This is a genomic window from Phenylobacterium sp. FG114, from assembly GCF_057809855.1.
Map to the genome: position 1 here is coordinate 246,097 of NZ_JBMDKU010000002.1, position 17,108 is coordinate 263,204.

Here is a 17,108-nt window from a genome sequence, read left to right on the forward strand (position 1 = left end):
GCGCGCGCGCCGCGATTGAGATCGCGTTAACCATGTTCGACGAGGCTCCACGCTGAGGAGTTCCACGCCTTGGCCACCATCGCCCTCCCGCACCTGAAGGTCCCCAAGATCGATCTGGGCGCCCTGTTCAAGAGTCCCGCCGCCGGCTTGGCCGGTGCGGGCGTTCTGTTCGCCGGGGCGGTCGTCGCCCTCGTCCACCTGCTGGGGCCGGTCGGCGCGGGGCCGGACCATGTCCGCATTCCGCTGGGCGAGCCGCTGCGTTCGGCCCCGGCCGGCTGGCGCGAAGCGCTGAAGCCCGCACACGGGCCTCCGCATGTCTATAAGGACGTCGTTCGCCTCTCTGAACGCCCCCTTGCGCCCGGCGCCGCGGATCCGCTCGGCGGCCGCGCGATGGGCGCCCTTCCGTCGATGGCCGGCCAGGCCCTCCCCGTCGCGCCTATCGCGGGCTTCTATGCCCCGGGTCCCGGCGGGCCGCTGCCGATCATCGCCCAGGACGGCCGCACGCCGGCCCAGGCTTATGCGCGGCCGTTCACGCCGAACGGCCGGCCCAAGGTCGCCCTGGTGATCGGTGGGTTGGGCCTGAACGCGCGGGCGACGCGCCAGGCCATCGAGACCCTGCGTCCCGAGATCACGCTGTCGTTCGTGGTCTATGCCGAGGGGCTGCAGGGCTGGATCGACATGGCTCGCGCCCGCGGCCACGAGGTGCTGCTCGAGACCCCGATGGAGCCGGTGGACTACCCCGAGAACGACCCGGGTCCCTACACCCTGATGGCCGACGGCCAACCGCCCGAGACGGTGAAGAAGCTGGAGTGGATCCTGTCCCGGGCCACCGGCTACTTCGGGCTGACCAACTACCTGGGCTCGCGCTTCCTCGCGAGCGACCAGGCCTATGCGGCATTCGCCAGCTCGGTGAAGGGGCGCGGGCTGGCCTTCATCGACGACGGCTCGGCGGTCCGCCGGGGCGGCGGCATGCCCCGCGCCACGGCCGAGCGGGTGATCGACGACAAGCTTTCGGGTCCGGCGATCGATCAGCAGCTGATGGTGCTGGAAGGCGGCGCCCTGCAGCGCGGCCAGGCCCTGGGTTCCGGATTCGCCTATCCGATCACGCTCGAGAAGGTTGCGGCCTGGGCCAACGAGGTGGAAACGAGGGGCTACCAGCTCGCGCCCGCCTCGGCCCTGACCAGCAAAAGATGACCGATCTCAGCCAATACCGTCCGAACGTGGGCGTGGTCCTCTTCCATCCCGACGGCCGGGTCTGGCTGGGCCGTCGCGCGCACACGCCGGGTCCACACAACTGGCAGTTCCCGCAGGGCGGCGTCGATCCCGGCGAGGACTTCGAGGCCGCCGCCCGCCGCGAGCTGGCCGAGGAGACAGGCGCCTCGACGGTAAGCTACCTGGGCCGCACCGACGGCTGGATCGTCTACGATTTCCCGGCCGACGTCTCGGGGCCGAAATTGGTGCGGGGGTTCAGGGGGCAGAAGCAGGTGTGGTTCGCGTTCCGCTTCGACGGCGACGAAACCGAGTTCGATCTCGAGGCGCACCACGAGCCGGAGTTCGACACCTGGAGATGGGGCTACCTGGCCGAGGCGCCGGTGCTGATCGTGCCGTTCAAGCGGACCGCCTATGAGACGGTCGCCAGCGCATTCGCCGCCTTCGCTGCGACCGATAGCGCAACCGCCTGAAACCACACCCCTCCTTAGCGACTTCAGTCTAGAATACGTCTCCGGTGAGCTCCGGGGGGAGCAGGTTCCTGATGCCGACTGTCGTCATGACGCACGGCGCCTTTTGCGGCGGCTGGGCCTTCGAGGCCTTCCGCGCGCCCTTCGAGGCGCGGGGCTGGACGGTCGTGGCCCCCGACCTGCCGGGCCACGGACAGGCCCGCGGCGTGGCTGGCCTGTCGATGTCCGACTATGCGAAGAGCCTGGTGAAGCTGTGCGCCGAGCAGCCGGAGCCGCCGGTGTTGCTGGGTCACTCCATGGGCGGGTTGGTCTGCCAGTTGGCCGCTCGGCGCGCGAACGCCCGGGCCCTGGTCCTGCTCGCGCCGTCGCCCCCGTGGGGCGTGACCGGCTCGTCCATCGAGGAGGCGATCACGGCCTTCGGCGTGCACCTGGCCGATCCGTTCTGGGCCGGGGCCGTCTCGCCGGACCGTCATCTGATGCGCCACCACAGCCTCGACCGCGCCTCCAAGACTGTCCGCGATGCGGTGCTGGATCGCCTGGTCCCGGAAAGTGGGCGCGCGGTTCGCGAGGTGCTGAACTGGTGGCTGGATCCGTTCATGACCACCAGCGTCGGCGCCGGCCGCCTGCCCATGCCGTCGCTGGCCGTCGCGGGCGACCGCGACGTGGTCCACCCGGCCGCCACCGTACGCCAGACCGCCGAGCGCATCGGGGCCGAATTCCGCGTCATGCCGGGCATGAGCCATTGGCTCATCGGCGAGGAAGGCTGGGAAGAGGTGGCCGAGATCGCCCTGGACTGGCTGGAGAGCCGGGTCAGGTCGGTGACGACAGCTTCATGAGCACCAGGCCGCCCACGATCATCAGGGCGGCCGCGATCCGCAGGGCGCTCGCCTGCTCGGCCAGGACCGTCACGCCCACGATGAACGCGCCGACCGCGCCGACGCCCGTCCAAGCCATATAGGCCACGCTGAGCGGCAGGCTGCGCATCGCCGCGGAGAGCAGGCCAAAACTCGCGAACATCGCCGCGAAGGTGGCGATGCTGGGCCACAGACGGGTGAACCCGTGCGACTGCTTCATGAAATAGGCCCAGACCACTTCCAGCAGTCCGGCGACGAAGAGCATGACCCAGGCCACGGTGGCCCTCCTTGAAAGGGCCGGGCCGTCCCGGACTTGAAGCACCCTGGAGGGGTGGGAGGACGTGGCCCCGCTCGGTAAAATGAACCCCCGCGAGCCGGGGGCGATCTAGGCTTTGCGCCGCAGGGCCCAGCGCGCCAGACCGATGGCGGCCACCAGGGCCCAGGAGCCCTCCATGACAGTGGCGGACAGGTTGAAGTGTTCCGTCAGCAGGCCCCAGAGGATGAGGCACGCCCCGACCAGGTTGCAGGCGAGCGCGATGGGGCTTTCCGCGTCGAGCCTGCCTAGCGCCGCGCCGGCGTAGGCGACCAGGATGACCAGGACGCCGAGGAGGCCCGCGGCGTCCGTCAGCGTCATCCTAGAAGGTGCGCTCTTGGTACTGCAGCGTGCCCATGTCGTAGGCCTTGTTGACCTGCGTATCGTCGGGCTTGCGGACGGTCGAGAAGTTCAGGCCGACCGATTGGTTCGCGGTCAGATACTCCCACGAACGGCGGACGCGCTTCAGGCCGTCCGGATCCTGGGGCTGGGTGTAGTTGGCGGTCGGGTCCAGCGGCGGCTGGTGCATGAACGACCACACGTTCAGCGCCTTGGCGATCTCGGCGTCGGCGCCCATCGGATAGCGGAGCTCGACGTTGCAGACGGACTTGTTCGAGCCCGACGGGAAAGCCACCACCTGATAGGCCTTGTTCTCGGTCCCGAACGCCTTGGTCCAGGTCTGATCGCGGCGGTTCTGCTTGAAGCCGTTGGCCTTGGCGACCACGTCCACGCCCTGGCCGCGCACGGCCGGGACGCAGATCTTCTCGATGATCTGGATCGCCTCGAACCCATAGCCGCTGGTGGGCAGGGTGGGCGGCGGAGCGGCTTCGGCCGGAGCGGCGGGCGCCTCGGCCGCTGGCGCAGGCGCGGCCGGGGCCGGTTGCGCCGCGTCCGGCGCGGGGGCGGCTGGCTGGGCCGCTGGCGCGGGCGTGGCGGGTGCGGGCTGAGCCGCCGGGTCCTGGGCATGCGCAGCCGTCGCGAGACCGGCGGCGAGGATCAGGCTGGAGAGGGCGATACGCATGAAAGTTCCCCTGACTTTTCGGCCCGGCATCAAACTCAAGCAAGGCGCCGTAGGCAAGGCCTGACGGCGCCCAATTTACGGCAGTGATTTCGTTGCCCGTCTAGGCGGCTTCGACCGCATGTTCCGCCAGGATCGTGAGCCCCTCGGGCGTCACGTCGGCAAAACCGCCGCGCACCTCATAGACCTTCACGTTCCCGTCGTTGTGCACGCGGACCGAACCCTCCTTGAGGGCGGTCATGAACGGCGCATGGCCGGCCAGCACCCCGAAGTCGCCTTCGGAGCCCGGCGCATCCACCTGGTCCACCGAACCCGAGAACAGTTCCCGTTCCGGCGAGACCAGGGAGAAGTGCAGCTTCTCGGCCATCGTCCTTAGGCTTCCGCCGCCAGGGCTTCGGCCTTGCGGACCGCGTCTTCGATGTTGCCGACGTTGTAGAAGGCCGGCTCGGGCAGGTGGTCGTACTCGCCGTCCACCAGCGCCTTGAACGAGCGGATGGTGTCTTCGAGGCTGACCAACACGCCGGGCGTATTGGTGAACTGTTCGGCCACGTGGAACGGCTGCGACAGGAAGCGTTGGATCTTCCGGGCGCGGGCCACGATCAGCTTGTCCTCTTCGGACAGCTCATCCATGCCCAGGATGGCGATGATGTCCTTCAGCGCCTTGTACTGCTGCAGGGTCTCCTGCACGCGACGGGCGACGTTGTAGTGCTCTTCGCCGATCACCAGCGGGTCCATGATCCGCGAGGTCGAGTCCAGCGGGTCCACGGCCGGGAAGATGGCCTGGGCGGCGATGTCGCGGCTCAGCACGGTCGTCGCGTCCAAGTGGGCGAACGAGGTGGCCGGCGCCGGGTCGGTCAGGTCGTCGGCGGGCACGTAGATGGCCTGCACCGAGGTGATCGAACCCTTCGAGGTCGAGGTGATCCGCTCCTGCAGGTTGCCCATCTCGGTGGCCAGCGTGGGCTGATAGCCCACGGCCGAGGGGATGCGGCCCAGCAGCGCCGACACTTCCGAACCCGCCTGGGTGAAGCGGAAGATGTTGTCGATGAACAGCAGCACGTCCTTGCCTTCCTGGTCGCGGAAATACTCCGCCTGGGCCAGGCCGGTCAGGGCCACGCGGGCGCGGGCGCCCGGGGGTTCGTTCATCTGGCCGTAGACCAGGGCGCACTTGGAGCCTTCGGTCGAGCCGTTGTTCGCCTTCGGGTCCACGTTCACGTTGGACTCGATCATCTCGTGGTAGAGGTCGTTCCCTTCGCGGGTCCGCTCGCCCACGCCGGCCAGCACGGAGTAACCGCCGTAGGCCTTGGCGATGTTGTTGATCAGCTCCTGCATCGTCACGGTCTTGCCGACGCCGGCGCCGCCGAACAGGCCGATCTTGCCGCCCTTGGTGTAGGGGCAGAGCAGGTCGATCACCTTGATGCCCGTGACCAGCACTTCGGCCGAGGTCGACTGCTCGGCGAACGACGGCGCCTCGCGGTGGATCGGGCTGGTGAAGGTGGTCGGGATGGGGCCGGCTTCGTCGATCGGCTCGCCGATGACGTTCATGATCCGGCCGAGGCAGCCCGGGCCCACCGGCACGGTGATCGGCTTGCCGGTGTCGACCACAGGCTGACCGCGGGTCAGGCCTTCGGTGGTGTCCATGGCGATGGCGCGGACGGTGTTCTCACCCAGGTGCTGGGCGACTTCCAGCACCAGGCGGAAGGGCTGGCCCGTCCGCTGGTCGGTGTTGGTGGTCTCCAGCGCGCTCATGATCGCGGGCAGATGGCCGGTGAACTCGACGTCCACGACGGCGCCGATGATCTGCACCAGCTTGCCGGTGGCGACACTGGTCGGAGCGGCCAGGGGCATGCCGGGCTTCTTGGCGGCCGGCTTGCGCGCGGCGGGCTTCTTGGCGGTAGCGGCTTCAGACATTGCGGTCTCTCTCGAACTAGAGCGCTTCGGCGCCGGAGATGATCTCGATCAGCTCCTTGGTGATCTGCGCCTGGCGTGCACGGTTCATCTGCAGGGTGAGGCTGGCGATCATGTCGCCGGCATTGCGGGTGGCGTTGTCCATCGCCGTCATCTGGGCGGCGAAGAAGCCCGCCTGGTTCTCGAGCATGGCCGAGAACAGCTGGGTGGTGATGTTGCGCGGCAGGAGGTCGGCCAGGATGGTGGCCTCGTCCGGCTCGTACTCGTAGGCGGCGCCCTTGAGGTCGATCTTCGGGCCGCCGGCGGCGACCTCCGCCGGGATCAGCTGCTTCGCGGTCGGGGTCTGGGTGACCACCGACTTGAACTGGCTGAAGAAGAGCGTGACCACGTCGGTCTCGCCCGCCTCGAAGATCTCCTGGACCTTGTTGGACACCTCTTCGGCCACGCCCAGCGACGGGTTGGCGCCGACTTCGAAGGTCTCGATCAGGCGAGCCGCATGCAGGCGGCGCAGCTGGTCGCGCGCCTTGCGGCCGACCGTGATGATCTTCACGTCCTTGCCCGCGGCAAGCAGCTCATCGATGCGCAGGCGCGCGGCCCGAACGATCGAGGAGTTGAAGCCACCGGCCAGACCGCGGTCAGAGGTCGCGATCACCACCAGGTGGCGCTGATCGGAACCGGTGCCCACGAGCAGCTTCGGCGCGCCGTCGCCCGACACGCCCGCCGCCAGATTGGCGATGACCGCGGCCATGCGCTCGGCGTAGGGCCGCGAGTCCTGGGCGGCGTTCTGCGCGCGGCGCAGCTTGGCCGCCGCCACCATCTGCATCGCCTTCGTGATCTTCTGGGTGGATTTCACCGCAGAGATCCGAGTGCGCATTTCCTTGACGCTGGCCATCGCCGGCTACCCGCTCCTGTGGTCGGTTAGGCGAAGGTTTCAGCGAAGCCGGCGAGGACCTTCTTGAGGTCGTCTTCGACGTTCTTCAGGTCCTTCTCGACGCGGATCTTGTCGAGCAGGGCCTGGTGCTTGCCGTGCAGGTGCGCCAGCAGTTCGCGTTCGAAGCGGCCGACCTGGGCGGTCGGGACGCGGTCGAGGTAGCCACGGGTGCCGGCGTAGATCACCGCCACCTGTTCTTCCACCGCGAGCGGCGCGTACTGGGGCTGCTTCAGCAGCTCGGTCAGGCGCTCGCCGCGGGCCAGCATGCGCTGGGTGGCGGCGTCGAGGTCCGAGCCGAACTTCGCGAAGGCGGCCATTTCCCGGTACTGGGCGAGCTCGCCCTTGATCGGGCCGGACGCGGCCTTCATCGCCTTGATCTGGGCCGAAGAGCCCACGCGGCTCACCGAGATACCGACGTTCACGGCGGGGCGGATGCCCTGGAAGAACAGATCGGTCTCAAGGAAGATCTGGCCGTCGGTGATCGAGATCACGTTCGTCGGGATGTAGGCCGACACGTCGTTGGCCTGGGTTTCGATGACCGGGAGCGCGGTCAGCGAACCGGCGCCGTTGTCCTCGTTCAGCTTCGCCGCGCGCTCCAGCAGGCGGCTATGCAGGTAGAAAACGTCGCCCGGATAGGCTTCGCGACCCGGCGGGCGGCGCAGCAGCAGCGACATCTGACGGTAGGCGACGGCCTGCTTGGAAAGGTCGTCGTAGATGATGACGGCGTGCATGCCGTTGTCGCGGAACCACTCGCCCATGGCGCAGCCCGCGAAGGGGGCCAGGAACTGCAGCGGAGCCGGTTCGGAAGCCGTGGCCGACACGACGATCGTGTAGTCCAGCGCGCCGCGCTCCTCGAGCGTCTTCACGATCTGGGCGACCGTGGAGCGCTTCTGGCCGATGGCGACGTAGATGCAGTAGAGCTTGGCGCTCTCGTCGGTGCCGGCGTTGACCGACTTCTGGTTCAGGATCGTGTCGATCGCCACGGCGGTCTTGCCGGTTTGGCGGTCGCCGATGACCAGTTCGCGCTGGCCACGACCGATCGGGATCAGGGTGTCGATGGCCTTCAGGCCGGTCTGCACGGGCTCGTGCACCGACTTCCGCGGGATGATGCCCGGGGCCTTCACGTCCACGCGGCGGCGTTCGGCCACGTTCTGGATCGGGCCCTTGCCGTCGATCGGCTCGCCCAGCGGGTTCACGACGCGGCCCAGCAGGCCACGGCCCACCGGCACGTCCACGATTTCGCTAAGGCGGCGGACTTCGTCGCCTTCCTTGATGGCGCGGTCTTCGCCGAAGATCACGACGCCGACGTTGTCGCGTTCCAGGTTCAGGGCCATGCCCTTCACGCCGGCGGAGGGGAACTCCACCATTTCACCGGCTTGCACGTTGTCCAGGCCGTAGACGCGGGCGATGCCGTCGCCGACGCTGAGCACCGAACCGACGTCGGAAACGTCAGCTTCTTCGCCGAAGTTGGCGATCTGCGACTTGAGGATGGCCGAGATCTCGGCGGCGCGGATATCCATGGTTCTTACGCTCTCTTGAGGGCGAATTTCAGGGAGTCGAGCTTCGAGCGCAGCGAAGCGTCGAACAGACGGGAACCGACCTTCACCTTGATCCCGCCCAGGAGGGCCGGATCGACGCGGGTCGTGATTTCAGGGTCCTTGCCCAGGGCCTGGCGCAGCGCGGCGGCCACGCCCTTGGATTGGGCGGAGGTGAGGGGCACGGCGGTGGTGACCTCGGCCGAGACGGCGCCGCGCGCGGCGGCCGACAGCTTGGCGAAGGCGCTGATCACGCCGGGCAGGGCGGCGGCGCGGCCGTTCTCGGCCAGCAGGCCCAGGAACTTCAGCGTCGTCAGGTTGAACTTGCCTTTGGCGCCGATGGCGACCAGGCCCTTGGCCTTGTCTTCGGCGCTGAAGGTGGGCGAGCCGATCAGGACGCGCAGGTCCCTCGACGACTCGAGCGCGGCGGCGAGGGACTTCAGGTCCTTCTCGACAGCCACGACTTGCTTCTGGTCGTTCGCCAGATCGAACAGGGCTTGGGCGTACCGTGAGCCCACATTCGAAACGTTGGAGTCGTCCGCCACTATTATCCGCCCGGGTCGCGTTTCACGTGCCGCGAACGGATCGTCCCGCCGCGACTAAAGGCTTGAAAGCGCTTGAAAAAAGCACATCGGTCCAGGGGCTTAATATGTCCCCCGGCCCAAAGCCGCGCGCCTACTAGCACGCGATGTTGTGCGCCGCAACCGAGGGGGGGCGGGGGTTCCGCAGCGGTAGGCTAAAGAAATCAGGCGTCAGCGCCGAAAAAAGAAAGGCCCGCCGGTCTCCCGGCGGGCCAGTGCGACAGAAGCTCTGGTGACGAGCTGCTGGGAGACTTGTTCGCCTTACTGCTTGGCGAGCTGGGTGGCGCCGCCGGCCTTGGCGATGGCCTTGGCGTTGCAGGCGGCCAGTTTGTCGGCGTCGAGCGACTTGCGGCCTTCGAAGGAAGCCACCACGCCGACTTTGTCGGCGATGGTCTTGCAGGTCGCGCCGGCGAAGGTCTGTGAGGTGGGGGCCAGAGCGACGCAGGCGTCGCCTTCACAGTTGAACATGGCGCCGCCGGCGATGAACTTGGTCTTCTCGGCGACCGGCGAGGCCAGCTTCGCGGTGATCGGATCGCCCGCCAGAGCGGAGCCGGCGGAGAAGGTGACGAGGGCGGCGCAGGCCGCAAGGATTTGGAGCTTCATTGAGCCCTCCAGCGTTCGGGGAGTTGTCGGTGTCCAAGGATTTGAGTACCGGCCCGGTTCGCCGCGTTTGTTCGCCTCGGGTATCCCCTCCGTCGGCGCACTTCGAACTGAGCAATGCTAAGATAACGGTGTTAAGATCGAGTCCGCAACTGCTATTTGTTCGCATCTGCTATGCGCAAATGCAGAGCCGTTCGGCGTTGGCGCCCGTGGCGTAAACCTGCGGGCAACCTGTGGGGCGGACGCGGAGGCCCGGCGCCGTTCATACACCGTCAATCATGTTTGGCGTTCCGTCACCCTGAGCTATAGGGCCGGCGGGCGGCTGAAGACCGGTTAGGACGACATATATCCATGGCCAATGCGCAGCCGCCGCGGCGCGGGCGCGAACCGCGCGCAAAACGCACGCCCCTGCAGACCCTCATCTATTGGACGCTGGTGCTGGGCGTCTGGGGCCTGATCTTCCTGGTGGCGTTCTTCGCGGTGTTCGCCGTCGACCTGCCCGACACCTCCAAGCTCTACGACGTCAAACGCCAGCCCTCGGTGTCGTACCTGGACCGCTCGGGCGCCCTGCTGGCGGTGCGCGGAAGCCAGTACGCGCCGCCGGTCGACCTCGACAAGCTTCCGCCCTACGTGCCGAAGGCGTTCATCGCCATCGAGGACCGCTGGTACTACTGGCACTTCGGGTTCAATCCGTGGGGCATCGCCCGCAGCCAGATCTACAATATGCGGCACAAGGGCGAGGGCGGCCCGCTGCGGGGCGGCTCAACCATCACCCAGCAGCTTGCGCGGAACCTGTTCCTGACGCCCAACCAGAACTATCGCCGCAAGGCCCAGGAGCTGATCCTGGCCGTCTGGCTCGAGGCGCGGTTCTCCAAGAAGCAGATCCTCGAGCTCTATCTGAACCGGGTCTATTTCGGCGCCGGCGCCTACGGCATCGAAGCGGCCTCCCAGCGATACTTCGGCAAGCCGGCCCGGGAGCTGACGCTGGGCGAGAGCGCCCTGCTGGCCGGGATCATGAAAGGCCCGTCGCGCTACTCGCCGGTGGCCTCGACCGACCGCGCCGCCCGCCGCGCCACGATCGTGCTGGACGAGATGGTGCAGGCCAAGTTCATCACGCCCGCCGAACGCGACCAGGCGATCCGCACCAAGGTCCGGGTCAATCCGGTGCTGGCCAACCAGCGCGCGCAGTATTTCACCGACTGGGTCGACGACCAGGTCCGCACCCTGGTGGGCGAACCCACCGAGGACCTTGTCGTCGAGACCACCCTGGACCTGCCGCTGCAGGCCAGCGCGGAGCAGGCCATTCAATCCGGCGTCGCTGCGTCGAGGGGGCAGGGAGTGGAACAGGGCGCGTTGGTGTCGCTGGACGGCGAAGGGCGCATCCGCGCCTACGTCGGCGGGACCAACTACCTGCAGACCCAGTTCGACCGGGCGACCATGGCGCGCCGCCAGGCCGGCTCGGCGTTCAAGCCGTTCGTCTATCTCACCGCCATGGAGGCGGGCCGCACGCCCGACACGCCCGTGGTCGACGAGCCGATCAAGATCGGCAACTGGGAGCCGCGCAACTACACCGGCCAGTTCCTCGGCCCCATGACCATTCGCGAGGCCCTGGCCCAGTCGATCAACACCGTGGCCGCGCGCCTCGCCAACGAGGTGGGCACGTCGAACGTGGCGGCCACCGCGCGCCGCCTCGGCATCAGCTCGCCCATCCAGCTCGACCCCTCCATGGCCCTGGGCGCCGTGGAGGTCAGCCCGCTGGAGATGGCGCAGGCCTATGCCCCGTTCTCCAACGGGGGCTATTTCGCCAAGGGCTACGGCATCGAACGGATCCGCACGGCCACGGGCCGGGTGCTCTATGACCGCGGCGTCGACCGGGCCCCGCGAGCGGCGGTCATCGGCCAGCCCGCGTTGGCCTATATGGTCACGATGATGCGCGGCGTGGTTCAGCACGGCACCGGCACGCGCGCCAACGTTCCGGGCTATGACCTCGCCGGCAAGACGGGCACCACCAGCGATTACCGCGATGCCTGGTTCGTGGGCTACACGGGCGGCTTCGTCACCGCCGTCTGGGTGGGCAAGGACGACAACAAGCCGATGAAGCGGGTCACCGGCGGCGGCGCGCCGGCCGGCATTTGGCGCGACTATATGACCGCCGCCTTGCCACGCCTGAAGGTTCAGCCGATCCCGGGCGGCGACATTCCGCAGATCGAGGAACAGGGGCCCATCGAGGAGATCCTGGAAGGCGTCGGCAACCTCTTCCGGGGAGACCGCGACGAGACCCCGCCATCCGAGTTCGACAACAGCGCGCCGCCGCCCCGGGAACGCCAGCGGCAACAGGACCCGCCGTTCTAGCTAGCGTCCGAAGGCGTGGAGCTTGGCGCCCTCGGCCCGCAGCCATTCACGGTGGCGGCGTTCGTCGCCCACCAGGTTGCGGACGTTGGCCCAGAACCGCGGGCCATGGTTCAGCTCCAGCAGGTGGGCGCACTCGTGGGCCGCCACGTAATCGGCCACCTCGAACGGCGCCAGCGCCAGGCGCCAGGAATAGCGGATGTTTCCCGGCGTCCCGCGGGGCCCAGGCTTGCAGGAGCCCCAGCGGGACTTGGCGTCGGCCACGGTGACTTTCGGCATGGGCGCGGCCAGTTCGCGCGCATAATGGGCGGTGCGGGCCGTGAGCACTTCCAGCGCCTTCCTACGGATCACCAGGATCACGGCGCGAGTGAAACCTTCGCCCTCGCCCATGGCCACGATGCGGGGCGTCGAGCCGTCGATCGGCTCGATCCAGCGGGCGCGCCCCGTGCCGGACTCGAGCCGAACCGGCCGGCCGAACACCTCGATCAGCGTCCCTGGCGACAGCGGCTCGGCGCTGGGAAGTTCGGCGAGCCGTTCCGCGATCCAGCCCGCGCGCTCGCGGGCGAAGGCGGCGGCTTCAGGCAGGCGACGGACCGAGGGCGCGGTGGCGACGATCTCGCGCCGGGTGCGGTCGAGCCGCAGGGAAACGCGCCGCGCGCGCCCGTTCACCTTCAGGCGCACGGCGGCGCCGGCCACCTCAAGCCGGTCACCGTCGGCCCAGTTCCTTGACGACGGGCTGCGGGCGAAAAGACTCATCGCCCTGAATCTAGGATGTACATGCGACGCCGCGAAGACCCGCGCCGCCGCGACAGATCAGCTTTTCGCGGTGCGCGGGCGGATCGGCACGACGTCGGCCGAAGTCGGCGCGGTGGCGTCCACGGGCTGGGACCGCGGCAGGCCCTGTTCCATCCGGCGCACGAAGGCGCGAACGCGGGGGTAGATCTCCTCTCGGAAGCGCTTGCCGTTGAACACGCCGTAGTGACCGACGTGCGGCTGGATGTAGTCCTCCTTCATCTCGATCGGCAGGCTGAGGCACAGCTTGTGGGCCGCCTGGGTCTGGCCGATGCCCGAGATGTCGTCGTTCTCCCCCTCGACCGTCAGCAGGCCGATGTCGGTGATCCGTTCGGGCTTCACGCGCCGGTCGCCGTGGAACAGCTCGCCCTTGGGCAGAAGGTAGCGCTGGAACACAACATCGACCGTCTGGAGGTAGAACTCCTCGGTCAGGTCCAGGACCGACAGGTACTCATCGTAGAATTCCAGGTGCTTGTCCGCGCTGTCCCCGTCCCCCTGCATGAGGTGGGAGAGATAGCGCCGGTGAGCCTCCTGGTGCTTGTCCAGATTCATCGACATGAAGCTGGCGAGCTGCACGAAGCCCGGATAGACCCGCCGCCCGGCGCCCAGATAGGGCGGCGGCACGTTGTAGATCATGTTCGACTCGAACCAGGCGAAGGGACGTTCCTCGGCCAGCTTGTTGGTCACGGTCGGCGAGAGGCGCGCGTCGATCGGCGAGCCCATGAAGGTCATGGAGGCCGGACGGCTCTCCTCCCTGTCCTCGGCCATCAGGGCCGCGGCCGCCAGCACCGGCGGGCCGGGCTGGCAAACCGCCACCACGTGCGGGCGCGGGCCCATCTGGCGCAGCATCTGGCGGATGTGGTCGATGTAGTCGTGGAAGTCGAAGCGGCCCTCGACGATCGGCACGTCGCGGGCGTTGGTCCATTCGGTGATGAACACCTCGTGGTCCTGCAGGAAGGCCTCGACCGTCCCGCGCAGCAGCGTCGCGTAGTGGCCCGAAAGCGGCGCGGCGATCAGCACCGCCGGCTCGATCTCGGTCTTCCCGGCCCGCCGCAGGTCGCTCATGTCGCGGGCGAAGTGGGTGAGCTTGCACCACGGCGTGGACCAGACGGTCGTCGGGCGAACGCGCACCGGCCGACCGTTGATCTGCACGCTGTCGACCATCCACTCGGGCTTGCCGTAGCGGCGCGTCAGGTTGGCGAACAGGTCCGAGGTGGCGAAGATGCGCCGCCCGAGCTCGCTCTCGGCCGCCGGGTTCAGCGGCGAGCTCCAGAAGTCGCGCGCGGCCAGGGCCGCGAACCGCAACGGGGAGGCGGCATAGTAGCCGGCTTCGTAGAGCGTATAGAGCATTCGACCTGCCTTTGTGCGCCGCAACATAACATGCGGAACGTTAATAGGCTCCGCAAGCTCTACGGTGAGATCGTCGCACCGGATGTTCGAAGCAGGTCGTCAGCAGCTGTCGGCGTTGTCGCCACGCTGCATTGCGGCCTTGATCTTGGCCGCCGTCTGATCGGGCGTGAGATCATAGGGCAGCACGCAGGCGAAGCGGCCCTTAGGGTTCATCAGATAGCTGTAGGCCGCGTGGTTGACCGTGTAGGAGTCGCCGTCGCCGACCTTCTGGTAGTACACGCGATAGGCCTTGGCCGCGGCGTCCACCTGGGCCGCAGAACCGGTCAGGCCGACGATCCGCTTCGGGAAGGCGTCGTTCTCCACATAGGCCTTCATCTGGGCGACCGTGTCGCGCGCCGGGTCGACCGAGATGAACACCGTCTGGACCTTGGCGGCGTCGGAGCCCAGCAAAGGCTCCACCTGGCCCAGTTCGAACAGGGTGGTGGGGCAGATGTCGGGGCAGTGGGTGAAGCCGAAGAACACCACGCTCCACTTGCCCTTCAGAATGTCCTGGTTGACCACACGCCCCGAAGTATCCACCAACTGGAACGGTCCGCCGACGGCGACGGTTTGGGGTTGGGGCCCAAGCACGCCCTTGCGGACGGCGAGGCCGGTAAGGATGGCGAGCGCGAGCGCCAGGACCGCAATGAGGGCCAGGATCTTCCTGGACATGGAGGCATTCCTCGCTGACGCCGCGCGGGGCTGGCGCCGATGAGCGCTCAGCCCGCGAACGCCGGCCTCGATACGGCTCCGCCCGCGGGCGCGCAAGACGTCTGGGATTCGGCGGCGATCCGCCGGGGCCATCTGCGGGTGCGCACCCTGGTCACTTTGCGCTGGGTGGTCATCGGCGGCGAGGTGGCCCTGCTGGCGGCCATGGCCTTCGCCCTGCGCTACGAGGCGCCCTACTTCCTCTGCGCCGCGGTGGTCGCGGCCGGCGCCTTCGTCAACGTGCTGACGGGCGTCGCTTCGCCGCCCCAGCGGGTGATGAGCGACCGCGAGGCCATGGCCCAGCTGTCGCTGGATATCCTGCAGATGTCGCTGCTGCTGGGCCTGATCGGCGGCACCGCGAACCCCTTCATCCTGATCCTGCTGGCGCCGGTGACCCTGGCCGCAGCCACCTTGCCGCTGCGCCCGCTGCTGATCCTGGGCGGACTGGCGTCGATCCTGTCGATGCTGCTGGGCGTGGTCTCCCTGCCTTACCCGTCGGCGACGGTCGAACCGAGGCTGACGCTCGAGTTTCGGTTGGCTGCGGGCATCGCCAACGTGGCGGGCATCGCCTTGGTCGCCGGCTATGTACGCCAATCGGTGGTTGAGGCGGCGCGTATGGCGCTGGCGCTGGACGTCACCCAGACCGTGCTGGCCCGCGAGCAGAAGCTGTCGGCCCTGGGCGCCCTGGCCGCCGCGGCCGCCCACGAGCTTGGCACTCCCCTGGCCACCATTTCGATCGTCGCCAAGGAGATGGCCCGCGAGGCGACGCTCCCGCAGGTCAAGGAAGACGCCGAGCTCCTGATCGCTCAGGCCGAAAGATGCCGCGAGATCCTCAAGCGGCTGGCCGCCACGCCCGACGAGGCCACCGACGAGGTGCACGAGCGGCTGTCGCTCCGCCAGCTCGTACAGGAGGTGATCGAGCCGCACGCCAACGCCTCGAAGGAAGTGCGCGTCGAGGCCATCGTCACCGGCGCCAAGGATGTGAAGACCCCGGACATCCGCCGCCTGCCCGAGATTACCCACGCCTTCACCACCTTCGTGGAAAACGCGGTCGACTTCGCGAAGTCCGAGATCCTGGTCTCCGCGCGCTTCGATGCCGAAAGCGTGATCATCGAGGTCCGCGATGACGGCCCGGGCTTCTCGCCCGAGATCCTCGCCAAGCTCGGTGAGCCCTACGTCACCAGCCGTCCCGGCGCCGAAGGATCGCGAACCGGGCACATCGGGATGGGCCTGGGCTTCTTCATTTCCAAGACCTTGTTGGAACGGACCGGGGCGGTCGTGACATTTCATACTGCGAAGCCTCGCGGCGCCGTTGTAGCTGCGAAATGGCCTCGCTCATTGGTTGAGGTCACTTGATGTACACGCGGCAAAGCTTGCAGAAATGCACACAGGTGCGACACTCTGCCGCAAGTGGGAGGCACGACGCATGACCGACCTGTCCGCCGAAGTTACGGCCCTGGCCGACAAGAGCCTCCTGGTGCTCGACGACGATGCGCCTTTGCGCACGCGATTAGGACGAGCCCTGGAGCAACGCGGCTTCGAGCCCACTCTCGTCGGCAGCGTGCAGGAGGCCATCGCGGCGGTGAAGACCCACGCGCCCGCCTATGCCGTGCTCGACATGAGGCTGGAGGACGGCTCGGGCCTGAAGGTCGTCGAGGCGGTGCGCGACGCCCGGCCCGACGCCAAGATCATCATGCTCACCGGCTACGGCAACATCGCCACGGCGGTGCAGGCGGTGAAGGCGGGGGCGGTGGACTACCTCTCCAAGCCCGCCGACGCCGACGACGTGGTCCGCGCCCTGCTGGCCCGCGGCGACGCGGCGCCCGCCCCGCCGGACAATCCGATGAGCGCCGATCGCGTCCGCTGGGAGCACATCCAGCGCGTCTACGAGCTCTGCAACCACAACGTCTCGGAGACCGCCCGGCGGCTGAACATGCACCGGCGGACCCTGCAGCGCATCCTCGCCAAGCGGGCGCCGCGTTAGGAGCTCACAACTCCGTCGCCTGGACTCCCCCTGCGCGCAGCGCCGCCAGTCGCGCGAACGCCAGCGTGAGGGCCTTGCGCCGCGGGCCGGCCAGGGACTCGACCGGCGCCTCGCGCAGGATGGCGCCGCCGAAGCCGTCGGCGACGATGAGGCCGGGCTCGTCGGGCAGGATCTCACGGGGGAACTCGGGCGCGACCGCGAAGGCGAAGGCGTCGCAATACGGCCGATACTCGGGCCATTTCACGTCGACGCGGAAGTCGTCGATCCCGGACTTCACCTCCACGATGAAGACCTCGCCCTTTGGGCCGAGCGCCATCAGATCGGCGCGCCGCCCGTTCGGCAGCGTCACCTCGGCGAGCGGCGCATAGCCCAAGGCCGTCAGCAGGCGCGCCGCGCCGCGGGTGACGGTGGCGGTGGTCTCGGGCCTCGAGATGACGACGGTGACGTCCATGGCGGCCACTCTGTTCCGC

At 68.3% G+C, this 17,108-nt stretch carries 19 protein-coding genes; 6 read left to right on the forward strand and 13 right to left on the reverse strand.

The features are described 5' to 3' along the window. Positions 1-69: 69 nt before the first annotated feature. From ACODSY_RS04240 to ACODSY_RS04250, 3 genes are all read left to right on the forward strand, one after another. Positions 70-1,194 carry a divergent polysaccharide deacetylase family protein gene (locus ACODSY_RS04240; protein WP_488950406.1) on the forward strand — a complete coding sequence of 375 codons (1,125 nt, stop codon included), beginning with the start codon at positions 70-72 and terminating at the stop codon, positions 1,192-1,194. Continuing rightward, entirely contained in the window at positions 1,191-1,682 is a 492-nt protein-coding gene (locus ACODSY_RS04245) for an RNA pyrophosphohydrolase (RefSeq protein ID WP_488950407.1), read from the forward strand. Before ACODSY_RS04240 ends, ACODSY_RS04245 begins: the two co-directional genes overlap by 4 nt. Before the next feature lie 71 nt (positions 1,683-1,753). Then, complete coding sequence (locus tag ACODSY_RS04250) at positions 1,754-2,515, forward strand: alpha/beta hydrolase (RefSeq protein ID WP_488950408.1); 762 nt, start codon at positions 1,754-1,756, stop codon at positions 2,513-2,515. On the opposite strand, the gene ACODSY_RS04255 is transcribed toward ACODSY_RS04250, so the two are convergent. The 9 genes from ACODSY_RS04255 to ACODSY_RS04295 all read right to left on the reverse strand — a co-directional run bounded on the left by ACODSY_RS04255 (position 2,490) and on the right by ACODSY_RS04295 (position 9,419). Continuing rightward, positions 2,490-2,810 (reverse strand): DMT family transporter, encoded by a 321-nt coding sequence (locus ACODSY_RS04255; RefSeq protein WP_488950409.1) that lies wholly within the window; start codon positions 2,808-2,810, stop codon positions 2,490-2,492. The genes ACODSY_RS04250 and ACODSY_RS04255 overlap by 26 nt on opposite strands. 108 nt (positions 2,811-2,918) lie before the next feature. After that, complete coding sequence (locus tag ACODSY_RS04260) at positions 2,919-3,167, reverse strand: CBU_0592 family membrane protein (protein ID WP_488950410.1); 249 nt, start codon at positions 3,165-3,167, stop codon at positions 2,919-2,921. A gap of 1 nt (position 3,168) precedes the next feature. Further along, positions 3,169-3,867: a hypothetical protein gene (locus ACODSY_RS04265; protein WP_488950411.1), complete on the reverse strand. Its 699-nt coding sequence runs from the start codon at positions 3,865-3,867 to the stop codon at positions 3,169-3,171. Between the two features lie 100 nt (positions 3,868-3,967). Beyond that, positions 3,968-4,231: an ATP synthase F1 subunit epsilon gene (locus ACODSY_RS04270; protein WP_488950412.1), complete on the reverse strand. Its 264-nt coding sequence runs from the start codon at positions 4,229-4,231 to the stop codon at positions 3,968-3,970. A gap of 5 nt (positions 4,232-4,236) precedes the next feature. Continuing rightward, positions 4,237-5,772 carry a F0F1 ATP synthase subunit beta gene (gene atpD, locus ACODSY_RS04275; protein WP_488950413.1) on the reverse strand — a complete coding sequence of 512 codons (1,536 nt, stop codon included), beginning with the start codon at positions 5,770-5,772 and terminating at the stop codon, positions 4,237-4,239. A 16-nt stretch (positions 5,773-5,788) separates the two neighbouring features. Next, positions 5,789-6,661, reverse strand: coding sequence for a F0F1 ATP synthase subunit gamma (locus ACODSY_RS04280; RefSeq protein WP_488950414.1), 873 nt, complete (start codon positions 6,659-6,661; stop codon positions 5,789-5,791). A 26-nt stretch (positions 6,662-6,687) separates the two neighbouring features. Beyond that, complete coding sequence (gene atpA, locus ACODSY_RS04285; RefSeq protein ID WP_488950415.1) at positions 6,688-8,220, reverse strand: F0F1 ATP synthase subunit alpha; 1,533 nt, start codon at positions 8,218-8,220, stop codon at positions 6,688-6,690. 5 nt (positions 8,221-8,225) lie between these two features. Next, a complete protein-coding gene (locus ACODSY_RS04290; protein WP_488950416.1) occupies positions 8,226-8,780 on the reverse strand; it encodes a F0F1 ATP synthase subunit delta in 555 nt (184 codons plus the stop codon). Positions 8,781-9,077: 297 nt separating this feature from the next. Next, positions 9,078-9,419 carry a DUF8200 family protein gene (locus tag ACODSY_RS04295; RefSeq protein ID WP_488950417.1) on the reverse strand — a complete coding sequence of 114 codons (342 nt, stop codon included), beginning with the start codon at positions 9,417-9,419 and terminating at the stop codon, positions 9,078-9,080. Between the two features lie 348 nt (positions 9,420-9,767). Here ACODSY_RS04295 and ACODSY_RS04300 point away from each other — a divergent pair, with 348 nt between their 5' ends. After that, the gene (locus ACODSY_RS04300; RefSeq protein WP_488950418.1) at positions 9,768-11,768 is read left to right on the forward strand and encodes a transglycosylase domain-containing protein; all 2,001 of its coding nucleotides are present in this window, start codon (positions 9,768-9,770) and stop codon (positions 11,766-11,768) included. On the opposite strand, the gene ACODSY_RS04305 is transcribed toward ACODSY_RS04300, so the two are convergent. The 3 genes from ACODSY_RS04305 to ACODSY_RS04315 all read right to left on the reverse strand — a co-directional run bounded on the left by ACODSY_RS04305 (position 11,769) and on the right by ACODSY_RS04315 (position 14,618). Next, entirely contained in the window at positions 11,769-12,521 is a 753-nt protein-coding gene (locus ACODSY_RS04305) for a M48 family metallopeptidase (RefSeq protein ID WP_488950419.1), read from the reverse strand. It abuts the gene before it with no gap. Between the two features lie 57 nt (positions 12,522-12,578). Then, positions 12,579-13,907: a polyhydroxyalkanoate depolymerase gene (locus ACODSY_RS04310; RefSeq protein WP_488950420.1), complete on the reverse strand. Its 1,329-nt coding sequence runs from the start codon at positions 13,905-13,907 to the stop codon at positions 12,579-12,581. Positions 13,908-14,006: 99 nt separating this feature from the next. Then, positions 14,007-14,618 carry an SCO family protein gene (locus ACODSY_RS04315; RefSeq protein WP_488950421.1) on the reverse strand — a complete coding sequence of 204 codons (612 nt, stop codon included), beginning with the start codon at positions 14,616-14,618 and terminating at the stop codon, positions 14,007-14,009. Between the two features lie 39 nt (positions 14,619-14,657). Here ACODSY_RS04315 and ACODSY_RS04320 point away from each other — a divergent pair, with 39 nt between their 5' ends. Both ACODSY_RS04320 and ACODSY_RS04325 read left to right on the forward strand, forming a co-directional pair. After that, complete coding sequence (locus ACODSY_RS04320; protein WP_488950422.1) at positions 14,658-16,010, forward strand: ActS/PrrB/RegB family redox-sensitive histidine kinase; 1,353 nt, start codon at positions 14,658-14,660, stop codon at positions 16,008-16,010. A gap of 70 nt (positions 16,011-16,080) precedes the next feature. Next, the gene (locus ACODSY_RS04325; protein WP_488950423.1) at positions 16,081-16,638 is read left to right on the forward strand and encodes an ActR/PrrA/RegA family redox response regulator transcription factor; all 558 of its coding nucleotides are present in this window, start codon (positions 16,081-16,083) and stop codon (positions 16,636-16,638) included. A gap of 4 nt (positions 16,639-16,642) precedes the next feature. Here the strand turns inward: ACODSY_RS04325 and mmcB are convergent, their stop codons facing one another. After that, the gene (gene mmcB, locus ACODSY_RS04330) at positions 16,643-17,089 is read right to left on the reverse strand and encodes a DNA repair putative endonuclease MmcB (protein ID WP_488950424.1); all 447 of its coding nucleotides are present in this window, start codon (positions 17,087-17,089) and stop codon (positions 16,643-16,645) included. Positions 17,090-17,108: the final 19 nt, after the last annotated feature.